Consider the following 17,723-nt stretch of genomic DNA (forward strand, 5'->3'; position numbering starts at 1 on the left):
ATGACCGCAACGTTCATCGGAATGCCCTCCGCCCCCGAGTCGCACACCGGCGGCTGGCGCACCACCGTCACCATTCCCGAGGATACCCTCCGCTGGGGCACGACCTTCCCGGAAGGCGCCCACAAGACGCTGGCCAACACCCAGATGCGCCGCAACCTGGGCCACGCCACCCGCACCATCCGCTCCAAGCGCGCCCAGCGCGTCGCCGAAATGCCGGACTGGGAGAACCTGCGCAGCGCGGCCGAGGCCGTCAAGTTCGAGGTCGCCTCGCGCATGCCCGAGCTCCTCGAAGAGTTCGAGCGCAACGTGACCGCCCGCGGCGGCATCGTCCACTGGGCACGCGACAAGCACGAGGCCAACCGCATCGTCGCGGACATCATCAAGTCCAAGGGCGTTGACGAGATCGTCAAGGTCAAGTCCATGGCCACCCAGGAGACCAACCTCAACGAGTTCCTGAAGGAAGAGGGCATCAGCGCTCGCGAGACCGACCTCGCCGAGATGATCGTCCAGCTGGCCGACGACATGCCCAGCCACATCGTCGTCCCCGCGATCCACCGCAACCGCTCCGAGGTCCGCGGCATCTTCCTGGATCGCATGGAGGACGCGCCCCGCAACCTTTCCGACGACCCGACCGAGCTGACTGGCGCCGCCCGCGCCCACCTGCGTAAGAAGTTCCTGCACGCCAAGGTCGCCGTCTCCGGCACCAACATGGGCATCGCGGAAACCGGCACCGTCTCCATCTTCGAGTCCGAGGGCAACGGCCGTATGTGCCTGACCCTGCCGGACACGCTCATCACCCTGATGGGCATCGAGAAGCTGGTTCCTCGCTTCCAGGACGTGGAGATCTTCTCCCAGCTCCTGCCCCGCTCCGCCACCGGCGAGCGCATGAACCCCTACACCTCCATGTGGGCGGGCGTCACCCCCGGCGACGGCCCCCAGGAATTCCACCTCATCCTCATGGACAACGGCCGCACCAAGGTCCTGTGTGACCCGATCGGCCGCCAGGCCCTCGCCTGCATCCGCTGCGGCTCGTGCATGAACATCTGCCCGGTCTACCAGCACACCTCCGGTCACGCCTACGGCTCCGTCTACCCGGGCCCCATCGGCGCGATCCTGACCCCGCAGCTCACCCAGGGCCTCGACGAGCACGATCCGGTGCACACCCTGCCCTTCGCGTCCTCCCTGTGTGGCGCGTGTGGCGAGGTTTGTCCCGTCAAGATCGACATCCCGACGATCCTCATCCACATGCGCGCCCGCACCGTCGACGTCAAGCGCAACCTCGTGCCCGACGTGTGGGACCTCGCCATGGGCGCGACCACCCCGATGATGACGAACGCGACGCTGTGGAAGGCCGCCGGAAAGGGCGCGAAGGCCACCCGCCTGTTCGCCAAGAAGGGCTCCATCGGCGCGTTGCCGTTCCCGGCCTCGCTGTGGACGCGCGCCCGCGACCTGCCGGTCGCCCCGAAGGAAACCTTCCGCGAGTGGTGGAAGCGCACCCACAAGGACTCCGACGCCAACGCGCCGCGCACGGACCGCCCAGCAACGGGACTCCCGCTCGCTTCCGAACACGGCATGACCACCAGCACGACCCAGAAGGAGGCGTGACATGACCACCACCATGGACGCGAAGACCGCGATTCTGGCGCGCGCACGCGACGCCATCTCCCGTTCCCAGCAGGGCCGTCCGGTGCGCCCAATCCCCCGCGACTACATTCGTTCCACCGAGCACGCGCCCGGTTCGCAGGCCGTCATCGAGGAAATGATCGAGAAGCTCGAGGACTACTCGGCGAAGGTCGTCGTGGTCTCCAAGGAGTCTGAGGTCGCCGACGCGATCTCGACGTTCCTGGCCGACCAGAAGGCCTCTTCCGTCGTGGTCCCCACCGGCCTGGACGACGCCTTCAAGAAGGCCGCCGCCCGCGACGGCCGCACGGTCCGCGAGGACAGCCGCGAGCAGGCCATCCCGACGCTGGAGCTGGACGAGATCGATGCGGTCGTCACGCGCTGCCGCGTCGCGATCTCTATCTCGGGCACCATCGTCCTCGACGGTGAGCCCGACCAGGGTCGCCGCGCGATCTCGCTCGTGCCCGACACCCACGTCGTCGTCCTCAAGGCCTCCGACATCGTGCCCACGGTCCCCCAGGCGGTGGACATCCTCGGAAAGAACCCGACCCGTCCGATGACCTGGATCGCCGGCGGTTCGGCGACCTCCGACATCGAGCTGGTCCGCGTCAACGGCGTGCACGGCCCCCGCTTCCTGCGAGTCGTCATCGTCAAGTGATCTGATCACGACGTAAGTGTGCCCGGCTGCCTCACGGCAGCCGGGCACCACATTTTGCCTTGTTCATGAGCTCTTCCGGCCCGGAGCCTGGCAGCTGGACCCTGTGGGTGGCGCCCCTCCATGCGCGGTTTGGCCCGACAGGCGGCACCGTCAACCTCTCCATGCGCAGCTGGGTCCTACGGGTAGCACCACAACCTCTCAAACGCAGACGAGCCCTCCAGGTCGAAGCGTCCCGGGGATCGTGGACAGTGTCGTGGGACGTCGACCGAACACAGGAGTTCGCCTTGGGCGCCTCATCAACCAAAAGTCGCACGTAATTCGGGTACCCGAACTTTGTGCAGCACCCCGAAAACGTTGCAATTCCAACGATGCGATTTCAATGTTTGAAATATATCTCGGGGAATTACGTGCGACATTTCTGAGGAACCACAACATGAGGCGCCACAAAGGCACCACGAAGTGCCCCAAGCAGAAGACAGCCCAAGCAGAAGACAACCCAAGCTCAGAAGACGCCCACATCCCCGGCCACCACAACTGCCAGAAGCATAGGGGCACTGCACCCGTTACGTGGCGGTGCACCCGTTACGTGGCGGTGCACCCGATATGGGGCAGTACACCCGATATGGGGCGCTGCACCCGATCAGAAAAGGTGCATTGCCTACGGATCGGGTGCAGCGCCCCAACATACAAGAACAAACGCGGAACTGGCACACTGAACCACTCACCGCCACAACCAGCCCGGGCGCGCCGAGCCGGTAATGATGACCCCGTCAGCGTAGATAGCGGCCCGTCACCGAGGCCTCGGACGCCGCGATGTCCCGGGGCGTGCCCTCAGCGACGATACGCCCGCCCTCGATGCCTCCGCCCGGCCCCATGTCGATGACCCAGTCGGCGCAGCGGATCAGGTCCAGGTCGTGCTCGATGACGAGGACGGTCGCTCCCCGCTCGATGAGGTGCTGGAGCACGTCGATGAGGACCTGCACGTCGTCCGGATGCAGGCCAATCGTCGGCTCGTCGAAAACGAAGAGCGTGCCGTCCTGCCGCCTCCCCATTTCCGAGGCCAATTTGAGCCTCTGCGCCTCGCCACCGGACAGAGCGGGCGTCGCCTCGCCGAGCGTCAGGTAGCCCAAACCAAGGCCGGACAGGGTCTCGAGGAGAGCGCCCGCTTTCTTGAGTCCGCGCACGGCCACCCGAGCCTCGTCGACGCTCATTGCCATGATGTCGGGCAGGCTCAGCCCATCGCGGAGAATCGACGCAGCCTGCGCGCCGTAGCGGCTCCCCCGACACTCGGTGCACTCAATGTCCACGTCCGGCAGGAACTGCACGTCCAGGGTGATCTGCCCGGTACCGTCGCACGTGGGGCATCGGAGCGAACCCGTGTTGTAGGAGAACGCGCCGGGCTTCAACCCAGCAGCCTGCGCCTCCTCGGTGCGAGCAAACGCGCGGCGCAGCTCGTCCAACACCCCGGAATACGTGGCCACGGTCGAGCGCACGTTCACGCCGATGGGTGTCGCGTCGATCAGGTTCACGCGCGAAATGCCAGCGGCGTCCACGTCGCGCACGTGCACGGGCAAAGGCTCGCCAGCAAGGCGCGCACGCAGCGCGGGAACCAGCGACTCCAGCACGAGCGTCGTCTTGCCCGACCCACTGACGCCCGTGACGGCCGTCAGCGAGCCGACGGGTACGTCCACGCTCAGGGGCCGCACCGTGTGGATCTGGTTAGTCTCCAGGTGAAGCGCACCGCGCCCGTCGATATCCGCGCCCTGATCCGACTCCCCCGCTGCACGCTCAACCCGACGGACCCCAGCCATGTACGGGCCGATGCGGGACGCGGGGGCGTGGGAGGCCTCGGCAATGGGACCCTGGAAGATGACGCGACCGCCGTCCGCGCCCGCGCCTGGGCCGATCTCGATGAGGTGGTCGGCGGCACCCAGGACACGTGTGTCATGGTCGACGACGACAGCGGAATTCCCGTCGGCGATGAGCTCGCGGATGATTGCCAGGACGCCGTCGACGTTGGAGGGGTGCAGGCCGATGGTCGGCTCATCCAGCACGTAGAGGACCCCGGTCGTCCGGTTGCGCACCGCGCGGGCGAGCTGCATGCGCTGGCGCTCGCCGTTGGATAGCGTCGAGGAGGCGCGGTCCAGCGATAGGTAGGACAGGCCCAGCTCGACGAGGCGCTCCATCGGTTCGGTCATCTCGTCGACGATGACGCGAGCCATGGGCGCGACCTCATCCGGGACGAGGCCGGGGACGCGCTGGACCCACTCGCGCAGCTCCGTGAGCGTCAGGCGAGAGGCCTCGCCCAGGTCGATGCCCTTGATGAGCGTGGAGCGTACACGTTCCCCCAGGCGCGTGCCGTCGCACGCGGGGCATGTGCGGGTGATGAGGTACTTCTCGACGCGAGCAAGCGCCTTCTCGTCTTTCGCCTTCGACAGGGCGTTCTCAACGGTAGCCACCGCGTTGAAGTACGTGAAGTCCAGCTCCGCGCCGCCCGTCTTGGTGGCGACGACGATGTGGCGTTTTTCGGCGGGCCCCTCGTAGACGATCGCCTTCTCCGCATCGCTCAGGTCCCGGAAGGGCACGTTCGTGCGCACACCCATCTCGCGCGCGACGTCCTTCATGAGCTTCCACATGAGGGACCCCCACGGGGAAACCGCGCCCTCGTCAATAGTCAGGGATTCATCGGGCACGAGGGACGCTCGGTTGACGACGCGCTGGACACCCGTCCCCTCGCACACCGGGCACGCACCGCCCGAGTTGAAGGCCATCTCCTCCGCGCCGAGGCCGTAGAAGGACTCCGCACACTGCGGGCACGTGAGAGGCGCCTCCAGGGCGACGTTGCGCGAGGGTGGGACGCGGTGCCCGTTCGGGCACAGGTAGGAGCCCGCGCGCGAGAACAGGAGGCGCAGGTGGTTGAGAAGCTCCGTCACCGTGCCGAAGGTGGAACGCACGTCGGGCACGCCGGGGCGCTGGCGCAGCGCGAGCGCGGCGGGCACGTGCGCAACCTCGTCGACCGAGGCCTTGGCCGCCTGGGAGATACGCCTGCGCGTGTAGGTCGCCAGGGACTCCAGGTAACGCCGCGATCCCTCCGCGTAGAGCGTGCCCAAGGCCAGGGAGGATTTGCCCGACCCGGACACGCCCGCGACTGCAACGAACGCGTTCAGGGGAACGTCAACGTCCACGTTTTTCAGGTTGTGGACGCGGGCACCACGCACGCGGATGACGCTGGGCATGTCAGAACCCGAGGCGTCCCAGCATCTTCGGGTCGGACTGCCAGTCCTTCGCGGTGCGCACGTGCAGGTCCAGGTAGACGCGCCGGCCCAGCAGCTCCTCGATGTGGGCGCGGGACTGGGTGCCGATCTGCTTGAGGCGGCTTCCCTTGCGGCCGATAATGATGGCCTTCTGGGAGTCGCGCTCAACGTAGACGTTCACGTGAATGTCGAGCATGGGCGGGCGGTCGTCGCCCTCGCGGCGCGGCCTCTCGATGATCTCCTCGACCTGGACGGCCAGGGAGTGGGGCAGCTCGTCGCGCACGCCCTCCAGGGCTGCCTCGCGAATGAACTCCGCGATGAGGGTGTCGCGCGACTCGTCGGTGACGTCGCCGTCGGGGTAGAGCGGCGGCGACAGCGGCACCGTCTGCGCGAGGACCTCGCGCAGGTGGTCGATGCCCTTGCCCTCCACGGAGGAGACCGGGACGATGGCGGCCCACTCCCCCAGCTTCTCGATGGACAGCAGGTGCTTCATGACGCGCTCGCGCGGCACGGCGTCGCACTTGGTCGCCACCGCGATGATGGGCCGCTTGATGCCGCGCAGCTCGCGGGCGATGAACTGGTCGCCGGGGCCGATGCGCTGGTCGGCGGGCAGGCAGAAGAGCACGACGTCGACCTCGGAGAGGGCCTCGCGCACCATGTCGTTGAGGCGCTTGCCGAGCAGCGTGCGCGGGCGGTGGTATCCGGGGGTGTCCACGAGCACCAGCTGGTAGCCCTCCCCGTGTACGATGCCGCGGATGTTGTGGCGCGTCGTCTCGGGGCGCCCCGAGGTGATCGCGATCTTGCGCCCGACCAGCGCGTTCGTCAGGGTCGACTTGCCGACGTTGGGGCGCCCGACGATCGAGATGAAGCCGGCGCGGAAGTCCTCCGGGAAGTCTGGGATCTCGATGGTCGCGGCCGCGTCCTCGCGCAGGGCGGCCACGGAGGTCAGCGCCTCGAAGGCGTCGAGGTCGGCGTCCTCCTCGTCCTCCAGGCCCTCGAAGTCCTCGTACTCTTCGTCGTCCTCGGAGTCATCGGAGTCGTCGGAGTCCTCACAGTCCGCGTCGTCGCCCGGCTCGGCCCCGGCCTCGTCCGCGGTCTCTTCGCCGAGGCCGGCGTCGATCTGCGCGCGAGCGTCGGCTTCCGGGTCGGCAGCGTCGGGGGCAACCTCGATGCGCGCGTCCCCGAAGGCGTTGGGGCCGGCCATGAGTTCGTCGTCGGAGGGGAATCGCATGTCAGTTATCCTTGTCGTCGGCGGGGGTTGGATCGGGGATGAGCAAAGCGTCGGGGTCGAGCTGGCAGACAATCGTGGAGACCTGGCGGCGGCGTCCGCGCGCTTCTTCGGCGGCCATGATGACTCCGGCGAGGGTGCCACTCGCGCCGGGCAGCGGAACCTTGCCGATGGCCTTGGCGAGGAGGCCGCCGACGGAGTCGACGTCCTCGTCTTCGATCTCGCGGCCGAGCAGTTCGCCGAGCTCAGAGATCGGGTAGCGCGAGGGAACGCGCCAGATGCCTGGCAGGATTTCTTCGGGTTCGATGGAGTGGCGGTCATGCTCGTCGGTGAGCTCGCCGACGACCTCCTCGAGGATGTCCTCGAGGGTGACCAGGCCCGCGACGCCGCCGTATTCGTCGATGACAATGGCCATGTGGAAGCGTTCGGCCTGCATCTGGCGCAGCATGTCGTCCGCTGGCTTCATTTCGACGGCGAACTCGGCGGGGCGCATCATCTGCTCGGCGCGCAGGTCCAGCTGGCCGCCGGTGGCCTCCCAGCGGGAGACGAGGTCCTTGAAGAACAGGATGCCGCGGATGTCGTCCACGTCGTCGCCGACGACGGGCACGCGCGAGAAGCCGGATCGCACGAAGAGGCGCAGCGCTGAGGCCGCGGGCGTGTCGGCGTCGATGGTCACCATGTCGGTGCGCGGCACCATGACCTCGCGCACGAGGGTGTGCCCCAGGTCCAGGACGGAGCGGACCATGTCGCGGTCCTCCTCCTCGAAGCTCTCGGGTTCGCCGACCTCGTCGACGATTTCGCGCAGGTCGGAGATGAGCTCGGCGCGCACCTGCGCCTCGGTGGGTTCGGGGGCGGGGCGTGAGGAGCGCAGCCGCTTCAGGACAGGGTCGGCGAGGTGGCTCAGGCGCGAGAGTCGGTCCGCGAAGGACGCGCCGGCCAGGCCGATGCCCTCGGGGTTGCGCGCGCCCCACTGGGCGGGCAGGAAGGACACGAAGAGGAGCTGGAGGGCCGCGATGACGGACACGGCGATGAGGGCGACCGCCCACCAGGGCAGGCGCGTATCCACCAGGACGATCGTTCCCATGACCGCGTAGACGACCTGCCAGAAGGTACGGAAAGCACGCAGCGACAGGAGGGTGCGCTGGCGGCGATCGACCAGGCCGTACAGGACGCGCGCGTTGCGGCGTTCTTCTTCGATGAGGTCTTCGACGCCGGCCAGGGTCAGGCGCTGGACGGCCTGCTCGACGCTCTGCGCGACGGAGGCGAAGGCCAGGGAGACGATCGCCAGGATCAGCAGCGCGATCGAGGGCACGTCCATGATCGGCGAGGCCGGGGCCGCCTCCAGGGGGACGGTCAGGGTCATCGGGTGGCCAGGAAGGTCAGCAGCAGCTTGCGTTGGAGGGCGAACATGACCTCGCGCTCGGGGTCGGTCGCGTGGTCGTAGCCCAGGAGATGGAGCATGCCGTGCGTGGCCAGGAGGAGCATCTCCTCGGCGGCGCTGTGGCCGGATTCGGCGGCCTGTCGGGAGGCGACAGCCGGGCAGATGCAGATGTCGCCGAGCATGCCGGGGGGCGTGGGGCGGTCGGCGGTGCCGGGGCGCAGCTCGTCCATGGGGAAGCTCATGACGTCGGTCGGGCCGGGCAGGTCGAGCCAGCGGATGTGCAGGTCCTCCATCGGCTCGGGCTCGATGAAGATGATGTTGACCTCGGCGTCGGAGCTGACGTGCATCTGGTCAAGCACGAAGTCGGCCAGGGCGGAAAACTCGGCTTCGTTAATCTCGTAGTCGGTCTCGTTGATGACCTCGGTCATGACGTGTACTCCCTGCGTGCGGTGTTGTGGCTGCGGGTGCGCGCGCGGCGCGCGGCGTTTTTATCGTCGTAGCGCTGGTAGGCGTCGATGATCGCGCCCACAAGCTCGTGGCGCACGACGTCGGCGCTGGTCAGGCGACAGAACTCGATGTCGTCGATGTCACCCAGTATGCTTTCGACGACGGCCAGGCCCGAGGTCTGGCTGCCGGGCAGGTCGACCTGCGAGGCGTCGCCGGTGACGACGACCTTGGAGCCAAATCCGAGGCGGGTGAGGAACATCTTCATCTGGCCGACCGTCGTGTTCTGGGCCTCGTCCAAGATGATGAAGGAGTCGTTGAGGGTGCGTCCGCGCATGTAGGCCAGAGGCGCGACCTCGATGGTGCCGGCGGCCATGAGCTTGGGCAGGGCCTCGGGGTCGAGCATGTCGCCCAGGGCGTCGTAGAGGGGACGCAGGTAGGGGTCGATCTTGTCGGTGAGGGAGCCGGGCAGGAAGCCAAGGTTCTCCCCTGCCTCGACGGCGGGGCGGGTCAGGACGATGCGGCGGACCTCGCCGGACAGGAGGCGGCGCACGGCCTGGGCCATGGCCAGGTAGGTCTTGCCCGTGCCCGCAGGGCCGATGCCGAAGACAACGGTGGCGCGGTCGATGGCGTCCGTGTAGGCCTTCTGGCCGGGGGTCTTGGGGCGGATCGAGCGTCCGCGCGCGGAGAGGATTTCCTCCGTGGGGGCCTCGCCCGAGGTGAGGCGTCCGAGTAGGCCGATGGCCTGTTCGACGGCGGTGGCATCCAGGGCGGTGCCGCGCCGGGCCATGCCGATGAGTTCTTCGAGGAGGCCGGCGGCCACGTCGATGTCCGCCTGGGATCCGGCCAGGGAGATGTCGCGGCCGGTCACGAGGAAGCGGACGTGCGGGAAACCCCGCTCGAGGGCGCGCAGAACCTGGTCTGCGATGCCGAGGACCGTGATCGGGTCCATGTCTGCGGGGATGGTGACGCGGCCCGTGGTGTGTGCGAGGGTGGCCGCCGACAGCGTCGGGGAAGTGTTCTCCGTAGTCATACTGCACCCATTCTACGCTGCCGCCCCATCTTCCTCACCCTCATTACCTTCGTATTAGCCTGTGTGTATGAACAAACAGACCGTGCACGTAGAAGCTGTCGGCGAGGACCAGATTGATGCGTGGGTCGCAGGGGCAGAAGCAGGGTACGACGTTGAAATACTGCGGAAAAACGGCAGCTCTACACAATGAGAGCCCGTCAGCAGTATCACTCTCTTGTGGAAGAAAGAGCCATGCCCACCCTCGTAGAGCTCGTTTCACACCCGCCACAGCTGCCGGTGACGCGCGCGCTGGGCGATATCGCGGCGGCGGTGCGTCCGGGGGCATGCGCCGTGGTGACCGCTCCCCTGGGCACGGGTAAGACGACGTTGCTGCCGCCCGCGGTCGCGGTCGCGCTGGCGGAAGCGGGCACGAGCGGCCGGGTGCTCGTCACCCAGCCACGTCGCGTGGCCGCGCGCGCTGCGGCCCGCCGGATCGCCCGTCTGCTGGGCGAGGAGGTCGGCGGCCAGGTCGGCTATTCGGTGCGCGGTGATTCGCGGGTGAGCGAGAGGACGCGCGTGGAGATGGTGACGCCGGGCGTGGCGCTGCGCCGCTTGCAGCGCGACCCGGAGCTGCCGGGCGTGTCCGCCCTGGTCATCGACGAGTTCCACGAGCGGGACCTGGACACGGATTTGGCGCTGGCATTCGCGTTGGACGCCCGCTCGGCGCTGCGCGACGACCTGTTCATCGCCCTGACGTCGGCGACGCTGGAGGCCTCGCGCACGGTTTCCTGGCTGCGCGAGGCGACGGGCGAGGAGCCCGCTCTCGTTGATATTCCGGGCGATATCCATCCTCTGGAGCTGCGTTACGCTCCCCCGCCGCGCGGCGTGGAGGCCGTGGGGGCCATCGGGCATGAGCGCGTGGGCGTGCGCCGCGAGTACCTGTCCCACGTCGCCCGCACGGTGGAGGAGACGCTCGCATCCACGAGCGGTTCGGTGCTGGTGTTCCTGCCGGGCGTGGGTGAGATCGAGACCGTGCGCAGCAACCTGCACCTAGGCGACGTCCCAGTCCTGACGCTGCACGGTCAGCTCAGCGCCGCCGAGCAGGACCGCGCTCTGTCCCCCGCGAGCGCTCGTCGCGTCATCCTGTCGACGTCGATCGCGGAGTCGTCGCTGACCGTGCCGGGCGTGTCCGTCGTCGTGGATGCGGGCCTGGCGCGCGAGCCGCGCTTCGACGCCGGCCGTTCCCTGTCGTCGCTGGTCACGGTCCCCGCCTCGCTCGCGCGTCTCGAGCAGCGCGCTGGCCGCGCCGCTCGCACCGGACCGGGCGTCGCCGTGCGCGTCATGGATCCCGTGGACGTCGCGCGCAGGCCCGCCCAGTCGGCGCCGGGGATCGCCACGCAGGATTTGACGGATGCGCGTCTCCAGGTCGCCGCGTGGGGCACGCCGGTGGAGGATCTTGCCTTGCTCAACGCTCCACCTGCGGGCATGTGGGAGGCCGCCGGGGAGCGTTTGTCCTCCTTGGGTGCCATCGACGAGGCCGGGGCCGCGACCGCTCTTGGCCGCACGCTGGCGTCCCTTCCCTTGGATCCGCCCCTGGGCAGGGCGTTGCTCGCGGCGAGTGGCGTCATTGGGGCGGTGAAGGCGGCGCGTTTCGTCGCGGTGTTGTCTGAGGACGTTCGCGCGCCGGGAGCGGACTTGGGTGGGTTGGAGAGGCGGCTGGGCCGCGGTGGATCCGGCAACTCGTCCGTTACCCGCGCCCTGGTGGCACGCGTCAAGGAGACTCAGGCGCGCCTGACGCGCCTCGCGTCCAGGCTGTCAGACGGGGAGCTGGTGGGGGGCGTTCTGCCTGCCGTTCACGCCCCCGACGCGGCGCGCGGCGCGGGCGACTCCGGGGTGAGGCGGCAGAGCGCGCGCACCCGCGAGGACGAGCTGGCCCTGACGTGCGCGCTCGCCTACCCGCAGTGGATCGCGAGGCGTCGCCCGGCCTCGTCCGCGTACATCCTGGCGGGCGGCGTGGGGGCCGAGCTGCCCGAGGGTTCTCCTCTGGAGGGCCAGGAGTGGTTGGCGGTGGCTTCGATCGACCGGGCGCCTGCCTCGCGCCACGCGCGCATCCTCGCGGCGGTGCCCCTGTCGGAGGAGGACGCGCTGGCGGCAGGTTCGGCGCTGCTCGCCGAGGGGACCGACGCGCGCCTCGAGCGCGGCGTCCTGCGGGCGACCCGCACGCGCTCACTCGGGACGATCCCCCTGTCCTCGACCCCGGCAAAGGCCCTTGACCCCGAGGAGGCGACCGCACTGGTGGCGCAGCATCTGGCCGCCCGGGGGCTGGGCGAGCTCGGCTGGGGTAAGGAGGCCTCATCCTTGAGGGAGCGTCTGCACGCTCTCCACGAGGCGCTGGGCGATCCCTGGCCGGACGTGAGTGACGAGGCCTTGGCGGGCAGCGCGGAGCAGTGGCTGGCCCCGTGGGGGCGTCGCCTCGCGTCGGGTTCTCCCCTGTCGCAGGTGTCGATGCTGGAGGTGCTGCGCGCGATGCTGCCGTGGCCGCAGGCGGCGCGCCTGGATGAGCTTGCCCCCGAGAAGCTACCGATTCCTTCCGGAGGGACGCGGCCGATCGACTGGAGCGGGGCGCACCCGGTGCTGACCCTGCGCGTGCAGCAGGCGTTTGGGTGGACGGACACGCCGCGCTTGCTCGATGGACGCGTGCCCCTGGTGTTGCACCTGACGGACCCGGCGGGGCGGCCCGCTGCGGTCACCTCGGACCTGACGTCGTTTTGGGCGGGACCCTATCGGGACGTGCGCGCCCAGCTACGCGGGCGTTACCCCAAGCACCCGTGGCCTGAGGATCCGCTGCACGCCGAGCCCACGAACCGCGCTAAGCGGCGGAGCTAGCGGAAAGTGCGCGCGAGCACGCGGAGCCTCACTCGGAGACACAAGCGAGTCAGCACGGTGACTCGACGGGGATTCCGCTCTTGCGCGCCGCGTCAGCCATACGTTTGTCGTAGGTGACGATGGCTTGGAGATCGCGGCCAATCGACAGTGCGGCGGCCAGGTGCAACGCGTCGAGGCTACGCAGCTCCACGGGCAGGAGCCGCCCCGCCAGGTCGAACATCTCAGTGTCGAAGGTCAGCGTGGAAAAACTCCACAGAAGCTGGCGCACCTGGGAAGCATCCGCTCCCCGGCGCACGCACGCGCGCATCAGTTCCGTGCGCGACAGTTCACTGGTCCACAAGCCGCAGTCGGCGCGGTTGATGAACGTCTCGAGCGCCTCTGTCCCCTCCTCGGGGATGATGAGCTTGACGAGCGCCGACGTGTCGAAGTAGAGCGCCATTAGTAGCGCTCTTCATCGCGCAGTTGCTGGAGAACCGGGCTGAGTGGAGGCCCTGTCGTCGGCTTTGTCGACGCGCGGTACTCCTCGTAGGTCCGAGTGGCGGGGGTTATCAACCCGCGCTCGCGGAGCCGCTCGATCGATGAGTTCACAAGGGGGCTCATCTGCGCGACCGGGCGGCCGCGATCAGTGATGGTGATGACCTGGCCGGCGGCAACCTTGGCGACCACCTGGGAAGCATTTTGACGCAGTTCGCGAATACCAACAGTCTCCATGTGCTACATGGTAGCACATGGAGCGTGGCGACAAACTTCGTCAGTCCTGCAGCTTGCCGACTATGCCCCGCCCGTCAGGGAGGTTTTTGGACGGCATGCGGTAAGCGTCGAGGTCCGCCATGGCGGGACGCTCGAGCCCCAAGTCGCGCAACTGCTGGTACGTCGACATGCGCACAGGACCAAGCTCGGCGACAGGCTGGCCTTCTTGTGTGAGCGTGACGACTTCCCCGGATGAGGCCCGCGCGAGCGCAGCACCTACATCCTCTTTGAAATCACCAATTTCTAGAGCCCTCATAGCTCTATTCAAGCATGCCGGAGGCACTTTCAACGAGTGCGACGACCACACTATGACACAGCGCTCCTATACAACAGCCAAACGGCTGATATCGAGCCGTATTCGCGTGAGAAGTGACACGCCCGGGGTGTTCACCCTGTGGAATAGTTCCAGCTCGCGCGCGTTTCATCAGTATCACCTCACCAAGACAAGGAGAACCATGTCCACGAACGAAATCGAGACCGTCGATCTGCTGGTTGTTGGCGGCGGCAAGGCCGGAAAGTCCCTGGCGATGGAGCGCGCGAAGGCCGGCTGGAAGGTGGCCATGGTCGAGCGCCAGTTCATTGGCGGCACGTGCATCAACGTGGCGTGCATCCCCACGAAGTCGCTGGTGAACTCAGCGCGTCGCCTCAGCGATGCGCGCACGGACGAGGCCTTCGGCATCGTCGGCACCGAGGGTGCGCGCGTCGAACTGGGCAAGCTCCGCGCCCACAAGGAGGGCATCGTCGGCGCCATGGTGGGCGCGCACGAGAAGATGTTCGCGGCCCCCGGTCTGGATTTCATTCGCGGCGAGGCTCGTTTCACGGGTGAGCGCACGGTGACCGTCGCTCTTGAGGACGGCGGCGAGCGCCAGATTCGCGGCGAGCGCGTCCTCATCAACCTGGGTTCGCGCCCCGCGCGTCCCGCGATCCCCGGCCTGTGGGAGTCGGGCGCGTGGACGAACGAGGAGATCCTGCGCCTCGAGGAGCTTCCCGCCTCCCTGGCGATCATCGGCGCCAGCTACATCGGCGTGGAGTTCGCCTCCATGATGGCGACCTTCGGCGTGGAGGTCACGCTCATCTCGTCGGGCGATCACGTGCTGCCGCGCGAGGACGAGGACGCGGCGCGCGTCGTCGAGGCTGGCCTGGAGGCCGCGGGCGTGCGGATCCTGCCGGGCGTGCGCGCCGAATCCGCGTCGCGCGAGGGTTCCACGACGACCCTGACCCTCTCCGACGGCTCGACGGTGTCGGCCGAGGCGGTCCTGGTGGCCGTGGGTCGCGTTCCCAACACGGATGGGATCGGCCTGGACGAGGCCGGGGTTGAGCTGACCGATCGCGGTTTCGTCGCGGTGGATGAGCACCTGCGCACCTCTGCCGAGGGCGTGTGGGCGGCCGGTGACTGCGCGGGCACGCCCATGTTCACGCACGCCTCCTGGTCGGACTTCCGCATCATCCGCGCCCAGCTGACCGGCGCATCCCTGGATGATCCGACGACCACCACGAAGGGCCGTACGATCCCCTACGCCGTGTTCGCCACCCCCGAGCTGGCCCGCATCGGCCTGTCTGAGACCGAGGCGCGCGAGGCCGGTCTCGACGTGCGTATCGCGAAGGTCCCCACGGCCGCAATCCCGCGCGCCAAGACGCTGCGCTACGCCGGCGAGGGCTTCTGGAAGGCCGTCGTGGATGCGAACACTCACCAGATCCTGGGCGCGACCCTCCTGGGCCCGAACGTCTCCGAGGTCATCACGGCCGTGCATGTCGCCATGGCTGGCGGCCTGACCTACGAGCAGCTGCGCTTCCTGCCGATCGCGCACCCGACCATGGGTGAGGGCCTGCAGGTTCTCTTCGATTCGCTCGGCTGAGGCCTCAGCGCGAGGCCCGGCCACGGCCTCGTCCCACAAACGAATACGCGGGTGGGTCCGAACTCTTCGTTCGGACCCACCCGCTTGCGTTCCTCACCCAGCGCGAGGTCAGAGGACCATGGGAGCGGCCCCCGGCCTCGTCAATGGGCGCTTAGCGCACCAGCGCTCCGAAGGAGTTGAAGGTGTACCAGGTGCCGTCGATCTGGACGCGGCCGGTCACCATCTGGCCGGACTCGTTCAGGTAGTACCACGTGCCGCCGTAGTTGACCCAGCCGGTCGCCATGGCGCCCGACTCCTGCAGGTAGTACCAAGAACCGGCGATCTTCGTCCAGCCCGTGGCCATCTTGCCGGAGTCAGCCAGGTAGAACCAGGAGCCGTTCACCTCGGTCCAGCCGGTCATCATCGCGCCCGAGTCACCCATGTAGTACCACGAGTCGGCGACCTTGGCCCAGCCCATCGCGATGCGGCCGGACGTGCCCGCCCAGTGCCACGCGCCGTCGTAGGACAGCCAACCGGTGCCCATGATGCCCTTCTCGTCGAAGTAGTAGGTGCCGTCGCCGATGACGAGCGGACCGTTCGTGGCGCAGGTGTCGTCGGCGTAGCAGAACTTCCAGCCGGCGGGGTCGTTGGTCCACGCGCCACCCTCGTGCGCCGACGCGTCGAAGTGGAAGTGGATCGAATCGGTGACGTCGTCATCCGCGCGCGGGTCCTTGTTGCGGCCCTCGGCGCTGATGGTGACGGTGGAGAAGGGGTTCTCCCCGGCCAGGGTGGCCGTGTCGTAGGGGCCAGCGAGCAGGACAACCTGGTTGCCGGTGAAGTCGCCGGTGCCCTCAACCGTGACGGGCTCCTTGTCCACGACCTGCATGGTGGCCTTGGTGACGGGGCCGGAGACGGTCGCGCGCACGTAGATCGTACCGGCAACGTGAGCGTCGGCCAGGGGGCGCCAGTCGCTGCCGCCGTCGAAGGAGTACTCGACGCTGCCGAGGATCGGCTGGGGCTGGTCCTTCAGGACCGCGTCGAGGGCGTTGACCAGGCCCGCGCCGCGGTATTCCTTGCCATCCTCGGGGGCAGCGAGGCGGTCGTAGGTGTAGCCGGCCTGCTTCTTCATGAGGGCGATGACCTGGTCAGCCGTGTAGTCGGGGTGGATCTGCTTGACCAGAGCGGCGACGCCCGCCGCGTGCGGGGAGGCCATGGACGTGCCCGACAGGTAGCCGAACGGCGGGTCCTTCTCCCAGGTGGGCATGGTGGACCAGATGCGCTGGCCGGGGGCGGCCACGTCGACCGAGGTCGTGCCGTAGTTGGAGAATCCGGCGCGCTCAAGCTTCGCCGTAGCCGGGTCGGTGCCCGTGGGCAGCTTGAGGGCGGAGACGGACAGGACCGAATCGTTGAGCATGGCCGGGACGTCAATGCCGCCCGCGACGTTACGCTCGACGGCCGCACCCTCAACGTCGTTCGGGGAGTCCTTGTCGATCGTCGGGTTGTCGTGGTCGTCGTTGGAGTTACCCTCGGCGGCGAAGTTAACGACGCCGTGGAGCTTCGCGTAGCGCACCGCGCGCGTGGCCACCTCGAGGCCCGCGGCCTGGGAGGCCTCGTTGGGCATCCAGAAGGCGTAGGGGTCCATGTAGTAGCTGGAGTTCGAGATGTCGACGTCGTGCTCGGCCGCCCAGTCGAAGGCGCAGGTCACGTACTCGGGGTAGAACGAGCCGGCCTTGTTGGAGGTCTTGATGGCGATGAGCGTCGCGTCGGGGGCCACGCCGTCCACACCGTAGCCGTTGTGCGAGGCCGCGATGGTGCCGGCGACGTGCGTGCCGTGGTAGTGGTCATCCTTCCAGGCCGAAGGGTCCTGGTTGGGGATGCCGTTGACCTGGCAGCCGACCGAGCGCGAGGCGTCGATGCGGTCCTTCAAGTCCTGGTGGTCGGGGTCGATGCCGGTGTCCATGACGGCGACGGTGACCGTGGCGCGGGGCACGTCGACCTGTTGGGCGTCGACCGCGCCGATGGCAGACAGGCCCCAGGCGTTGGCGTCACCCTCGTCGGGGGTGAAGTCGTTGAGCTGGGAGTCGGCGGACAGGCCGGTCTCATGCTCGGCGGCGGCCTCGTTGACGGCGGCCGCTTCGGCCTCGGTCTTCGTGGGCTGCTCGGTGCGGACCTCGTCACCGGTGACGGTCTTGTAGCGGGTGGGGCCGATCGAGTCGTAGGAGATGCCCGCGGCGACGAGGCTCTTGCCCAGGTCGGGCGCGTAGGCGGCCTTCACGGACTGGGCGAAGAAGGAGTTGAACTCGGGGTACTGGGCCAGGACGACGCCGCCTTCCGAGGCCTTGGAGACGGCCGCGTTGAAGTCGTAGCGTGAGGCCGTGGCGGGCAGGTTGACCGCGTAGTTCATGACCTCGTCCTGGGCGCGCGCCTCAGAGGTGATTCCCGCGACGCCTTCGGCGTGGGAGGGGGCCCCGAACGCGGTGAGTGTCAAGCCGACCGCGAGGGCAGCTCCTCCCGCGATGAGGGCCTTCCATGTGCGTTGATGCATCAGAGTTCCTCGTTTCTGTACTAATGGAGACGCGACCACCAGGTCAGCCTAGAGCGCGCGCCATGTCACAATGATCCCAAGGTTGTTGACAAACGTTCCACAGGGTTTCA

The 17,723-nt window shown here is 68.2% G+C and carries 14 protein-coding genes; 5 read left to right on the forward strand and 9 right to left on the reverse strand.

The features are described 5' to 3' along the window. Together O3669_RS02230 and O3669_RS02235 are read left to right on the forward strand one after the other, a co-directional pair. A complete protein-coding gene (locus O3669_RS02230; protein ID WP_371523472.1) occupies positions 1 to 1,605 on the forward strand; it encodes a LutB/LldF family L-lactate oxidation iron-sulfur protein in 1,605 nt (534 codons plus the stop codon). 1 nt (position 1,606) lies between these two features. After that, positions 1,607 to 2,278 (forward strand): LUD domain-containing protein, encoded by a 672-nt coding sequence (locus O3669_RS02235; protein ID WP_291464755.1) that lies wholly within the window; start codon positions 1,607 to 1,609, stop codon positions 2,276 to 2,278. A 770-nt stretch (positions 2,279 to 3,048) separates the two neighbouring features. Here the strand turns inward: O3669_RS02235 and O3669_RS02240 are convergent. From O3669_RS02240 to O3669_RS02260, 5 genes are read right to left on the reverse strand one after another with little or no spacing between them, the layout of a single operon-like run. Then, entirely contained in the window at positions 3,049 to 5,514 is a 2,466-nt protein-coding gene (locus O3669_RS02240) for an excinuclease ABC subunit UvrA (protein ID WP_371523473.1), read from the reverse strand. A 1-nt stretch (position 5,515) separates the two neighbouring features. Further along, positions 5,516 to 6,763: a GTPase Era gene (gene era, locus O3669_RS02245; protein ID WP_371523474.1), complete on the reverse strand. Its 1,248-nt coding sequence runs from the start codon at positions 6,761 to 6,763 to the stop codon at positions 5,516 to 5,518. Between the two features lies 1 nt (position 6,764). Beyond that, on the reverse strand, positions 6,765 to 8,123 hold the full coding sequence (locus O3669_RS02250; protein WP_371523475.1) for a hemolysin family protein: 1,359 nt from the start codon (positions 8,121 to 8,123) through the stop codon (positions 6,765 to 6,767). Next, complete coding sequence (gene ybeY / locus O3669_RS02255) at positions 8,120 to 8,569, reverse strand: rRNA maturation RNase YbeY (RefSeq protein ID WP_295969528.1); 450 nt, start codon at positions 8,567 to 8,569, stop codon at positions 8,120 to 8,122. The genes O3669_RS02250 and ybeY overlap by 4 nt, the downstream gene beginning before the upstream one ends. Next, complete coding sequence (locus O3669_RS02260) at positions 8,566 to 9,618, reverse strand: PhoH family protein (protein ID WP_371523476.1); 1,053 nt, start codon at positions 9,616 to 9,618, stop codon at positions 8,566 to 8,568. Before O3669_RS02260 ends, ybeY begins: the two co-directional genes overlap by 4 nt. Positions 9,619 to 9,685: 67 nt before the next feature. Between O3669_RS02260 and O3669_RS02265 the strand changes: the two genes are divergently transcribed. Both O3669_RS02265 and hrpB read left to right on the forward strand, forming a co-directional pair. Further along, positions 9,686 to 9,808, forward strand: coding sequence for a toxin-antitoxin system antitoxin subunit (locus O3669_RS02265; RefSeq protein WP_371523477.1), 123 nt, complete (start codon positions 9,686 to 9,688; stop codon positions 9,806 to 9,808). Between the two features lie 41 nt (positions 9,809 to 9,849). Then, positions 9,850 to 12,483 carry an ATP-dependent helicase HrpB gene (gene hrpB, locus O3669_RS02270; protein ID WP_371523478.1) on the forward strand — a complete coding sequence of 878 codons (2,634 nt, stop codon included), beginning with the start codon at positions 9,850 to 9,852 and terminating at the stop codon, positions 12,481 to 12,483. Positions 12,484 to 12,532: 49 nt separating this feature from the next. On the opposite strand, the gene O3669_RS02275 is transcribed toward hrpB, so the two are convergent. Genes O3669_RS02275 through O3669_RS02285 form a run of 3 tightly spaced genes read right to left on the reverse strand, consistent with a single transcriptional unit; the run spans position 12,533 to position 13,489 of the window. Then, positions 12,533 to 12,922, reverse strand: a complete 390-nt coding sequence (locus O3669_RS02275) for a type II toxin-antitoxin system VapC family toxin (protein WP_009057585.1) — start codon at positions 12,920 to 12,922, stop codon at positions 12,533 to 12,535. Continuing rightward, positions 12,922 to 13,194 (reverse strand): type II toxin-antitoxin system Phd/YefM family antitoxin, encoded by a 273-nt coding sequence (locus O3669_RS02280; RefSeq protein WP_371523479.1) that lies wholly within the window; start codon positions 13,192 to 13,194, stop codon positions 12,922 to 12,924. Before O3669_RS02280 ends, O3669_RS02275 begins: the two co-directional genes overlap by 1 nt. A gap of 40 nt (positions 13,195 to 13,234) precedes the next feature. After that, positions 13,235 to 13,489: a type II toxin-antitoxin system Phd/YefM family antitoxin gene (locus tag O3669_RS02285; RefSeq protein WP_295921450.1), complete on the reverse strand. Its 255-nt coding sequence runs from the start codon at positions 13,487 to 13,489 to the stop codon at positions 13,235 to 13,237. Positions 13,490 to 13,688: 199 nt separating this feature from the next. Here O3669_RS02285 and O3669_RS02290 point away from each other — a divergent pair, with 199 nt between their 5' ends. Beyond that, complete coding sequence (locus O3669_RS02290) at positions 13,689 to 15,089, forward strand: NAD(P)/FAD-dependent oxidoreductase (protein WP_371523480.1); 1,401 nt, start codon at positions 13,689 to 13,691, stop codon at positions 15,087 to 15,089. A gap of 151 nt (positions 15,090 to 15,240) precedes the next feature. Here O3669_RS02290 and O3669_RS02295 read toward each other — a convergent pair whose 3' ends face one another. Then, positions 15,241 to 17,613 carry a S8 family serine peptidase gene (locus O3669_RS02295; protein ID WP_371523481.1) on the reverse strand — a complete coding sequence of 791 codons (2,373 nt, stop codon included), beginning with the start codon at positions 17,611 to 17,613 and terminating at the stop codon, positions 15,241 to 15,243. Positions 17,614 to 17,723: the final 110 nt, after the last annotated feature.

Origin of the sequence: Pauljensenia sp. 20925_1_34, assembly GCF_041432775.1 — a bacterium.
Classification (GTDB): Bacteria; Actinomycetota; Actinomycetes; order Actinomycetales; family Actinomycetaceae; genus Pauljensenia.

What these genes read in the sequence shown, in the direction of transcription:
- O3669_RS02230 (WP_371523472.1), top strand. Translation starts at nt 1, where the DNA reads ATGACCGCAACGTTCATCGGAATGCCCTCCGCCCCCGAGTCGCACACC.
- O3669_RS02235 (WP_291464755.1), top strand. Translation starts at nt 1,607, where the DNA reads ATGACCACCACCATGGACGCGAAGACCGCGATTCTGGCGCGCGCACGC.
- O3669_RS02240 (WP_371523473.1), bottom strand. Translation starts at nt 5,514, where the DNA reads ATGCCCAGCGTCATCCGCGTGCGTGGTGCCCGCGTCCACAACCTGAAA.
- era (WP_371523474.1), bottom strand. Translation starts at nt 6,763, where the DNA reads ATGCGATTCCCCTCCGACGACGAACTCATGGCCGGCCCCAACGCCTTC.
- O3669_RS02250 (WP_371523475.1), bottom strand. Translation starts at nt 8,123, where the DNA reads ATGACCCTGACCGTCCCCCTGGAGGCGGCCCCGGCCTCGCCGATCATG.
- ybeY (WP_295969528.1), bottom strand. Translation starts at nt 8,569, where the DNA reads ATGACCGAGGTCATCAACGAGACCGACTACGAGATTAACGAAGCCGAG.
- O3669_RS02260 (WP_371523476.1), bottom strand. Translation starts at nt 9,618, where the DNA reads ATGACTACGGAGAACACTTCCCCGACGCTGTCGGCGGCCACCCTCGCA.
- O3669_RS02265 (WP_371523477.1), top strand. Translation starts at nt 9,686, where the DNA reads ATGAACAAACAGACCGTGCACGTAGAAGCTGTCGGCGAGGACCAGATT.
- hrpB (WP_371523478.1), top strand. Translation starts at nt 9,850, where the DNA reads ATGCCCACCCTCGTAGAGCTCGTTTCACACCCGCCACAGCTGCCGGTG.
- O3669_RS02275 (WP_009057585.1), bottom strand. Translation starts at nt 12,922, where the DNA reads ATGGCGCTCTACTTCGACACGTCGGCGCTCGTCAAGCTCATCATCCCC.
- O3669_RS02280 (WP_371523479.1), bottom strand. Translation starts at nt 13,194, where the DNA reads ATGGAGACTGTTGGTATTCGCGAACTGCGTCAAAATGCTTCCCAGGTG.
- O3669_RS02285 (WP_295921450.1), bottom strand. Translation starts at nt 13,489, where the DNA reads ATGAGGGCTCTAGAAATTGGTGATTTCAAAGAGGATGTAGGTGCTGCG.
- O3669_RS02290 (WP_371523480.1), top strand. Translation starts at nt 13,689, where the DNA reads ATGTCCACGAACGAAATCGAGACCGTCGATCTGCTGGTTGTTGGCGGC.
- O3669_RS02295 (WP_371523481.1), bottom strand. Translation starts at nt 17,613, where the DNA reads ATGCATCAACGCACATGGAAGGCCCTCATCGCGGGAGGAGCTGCCCTC.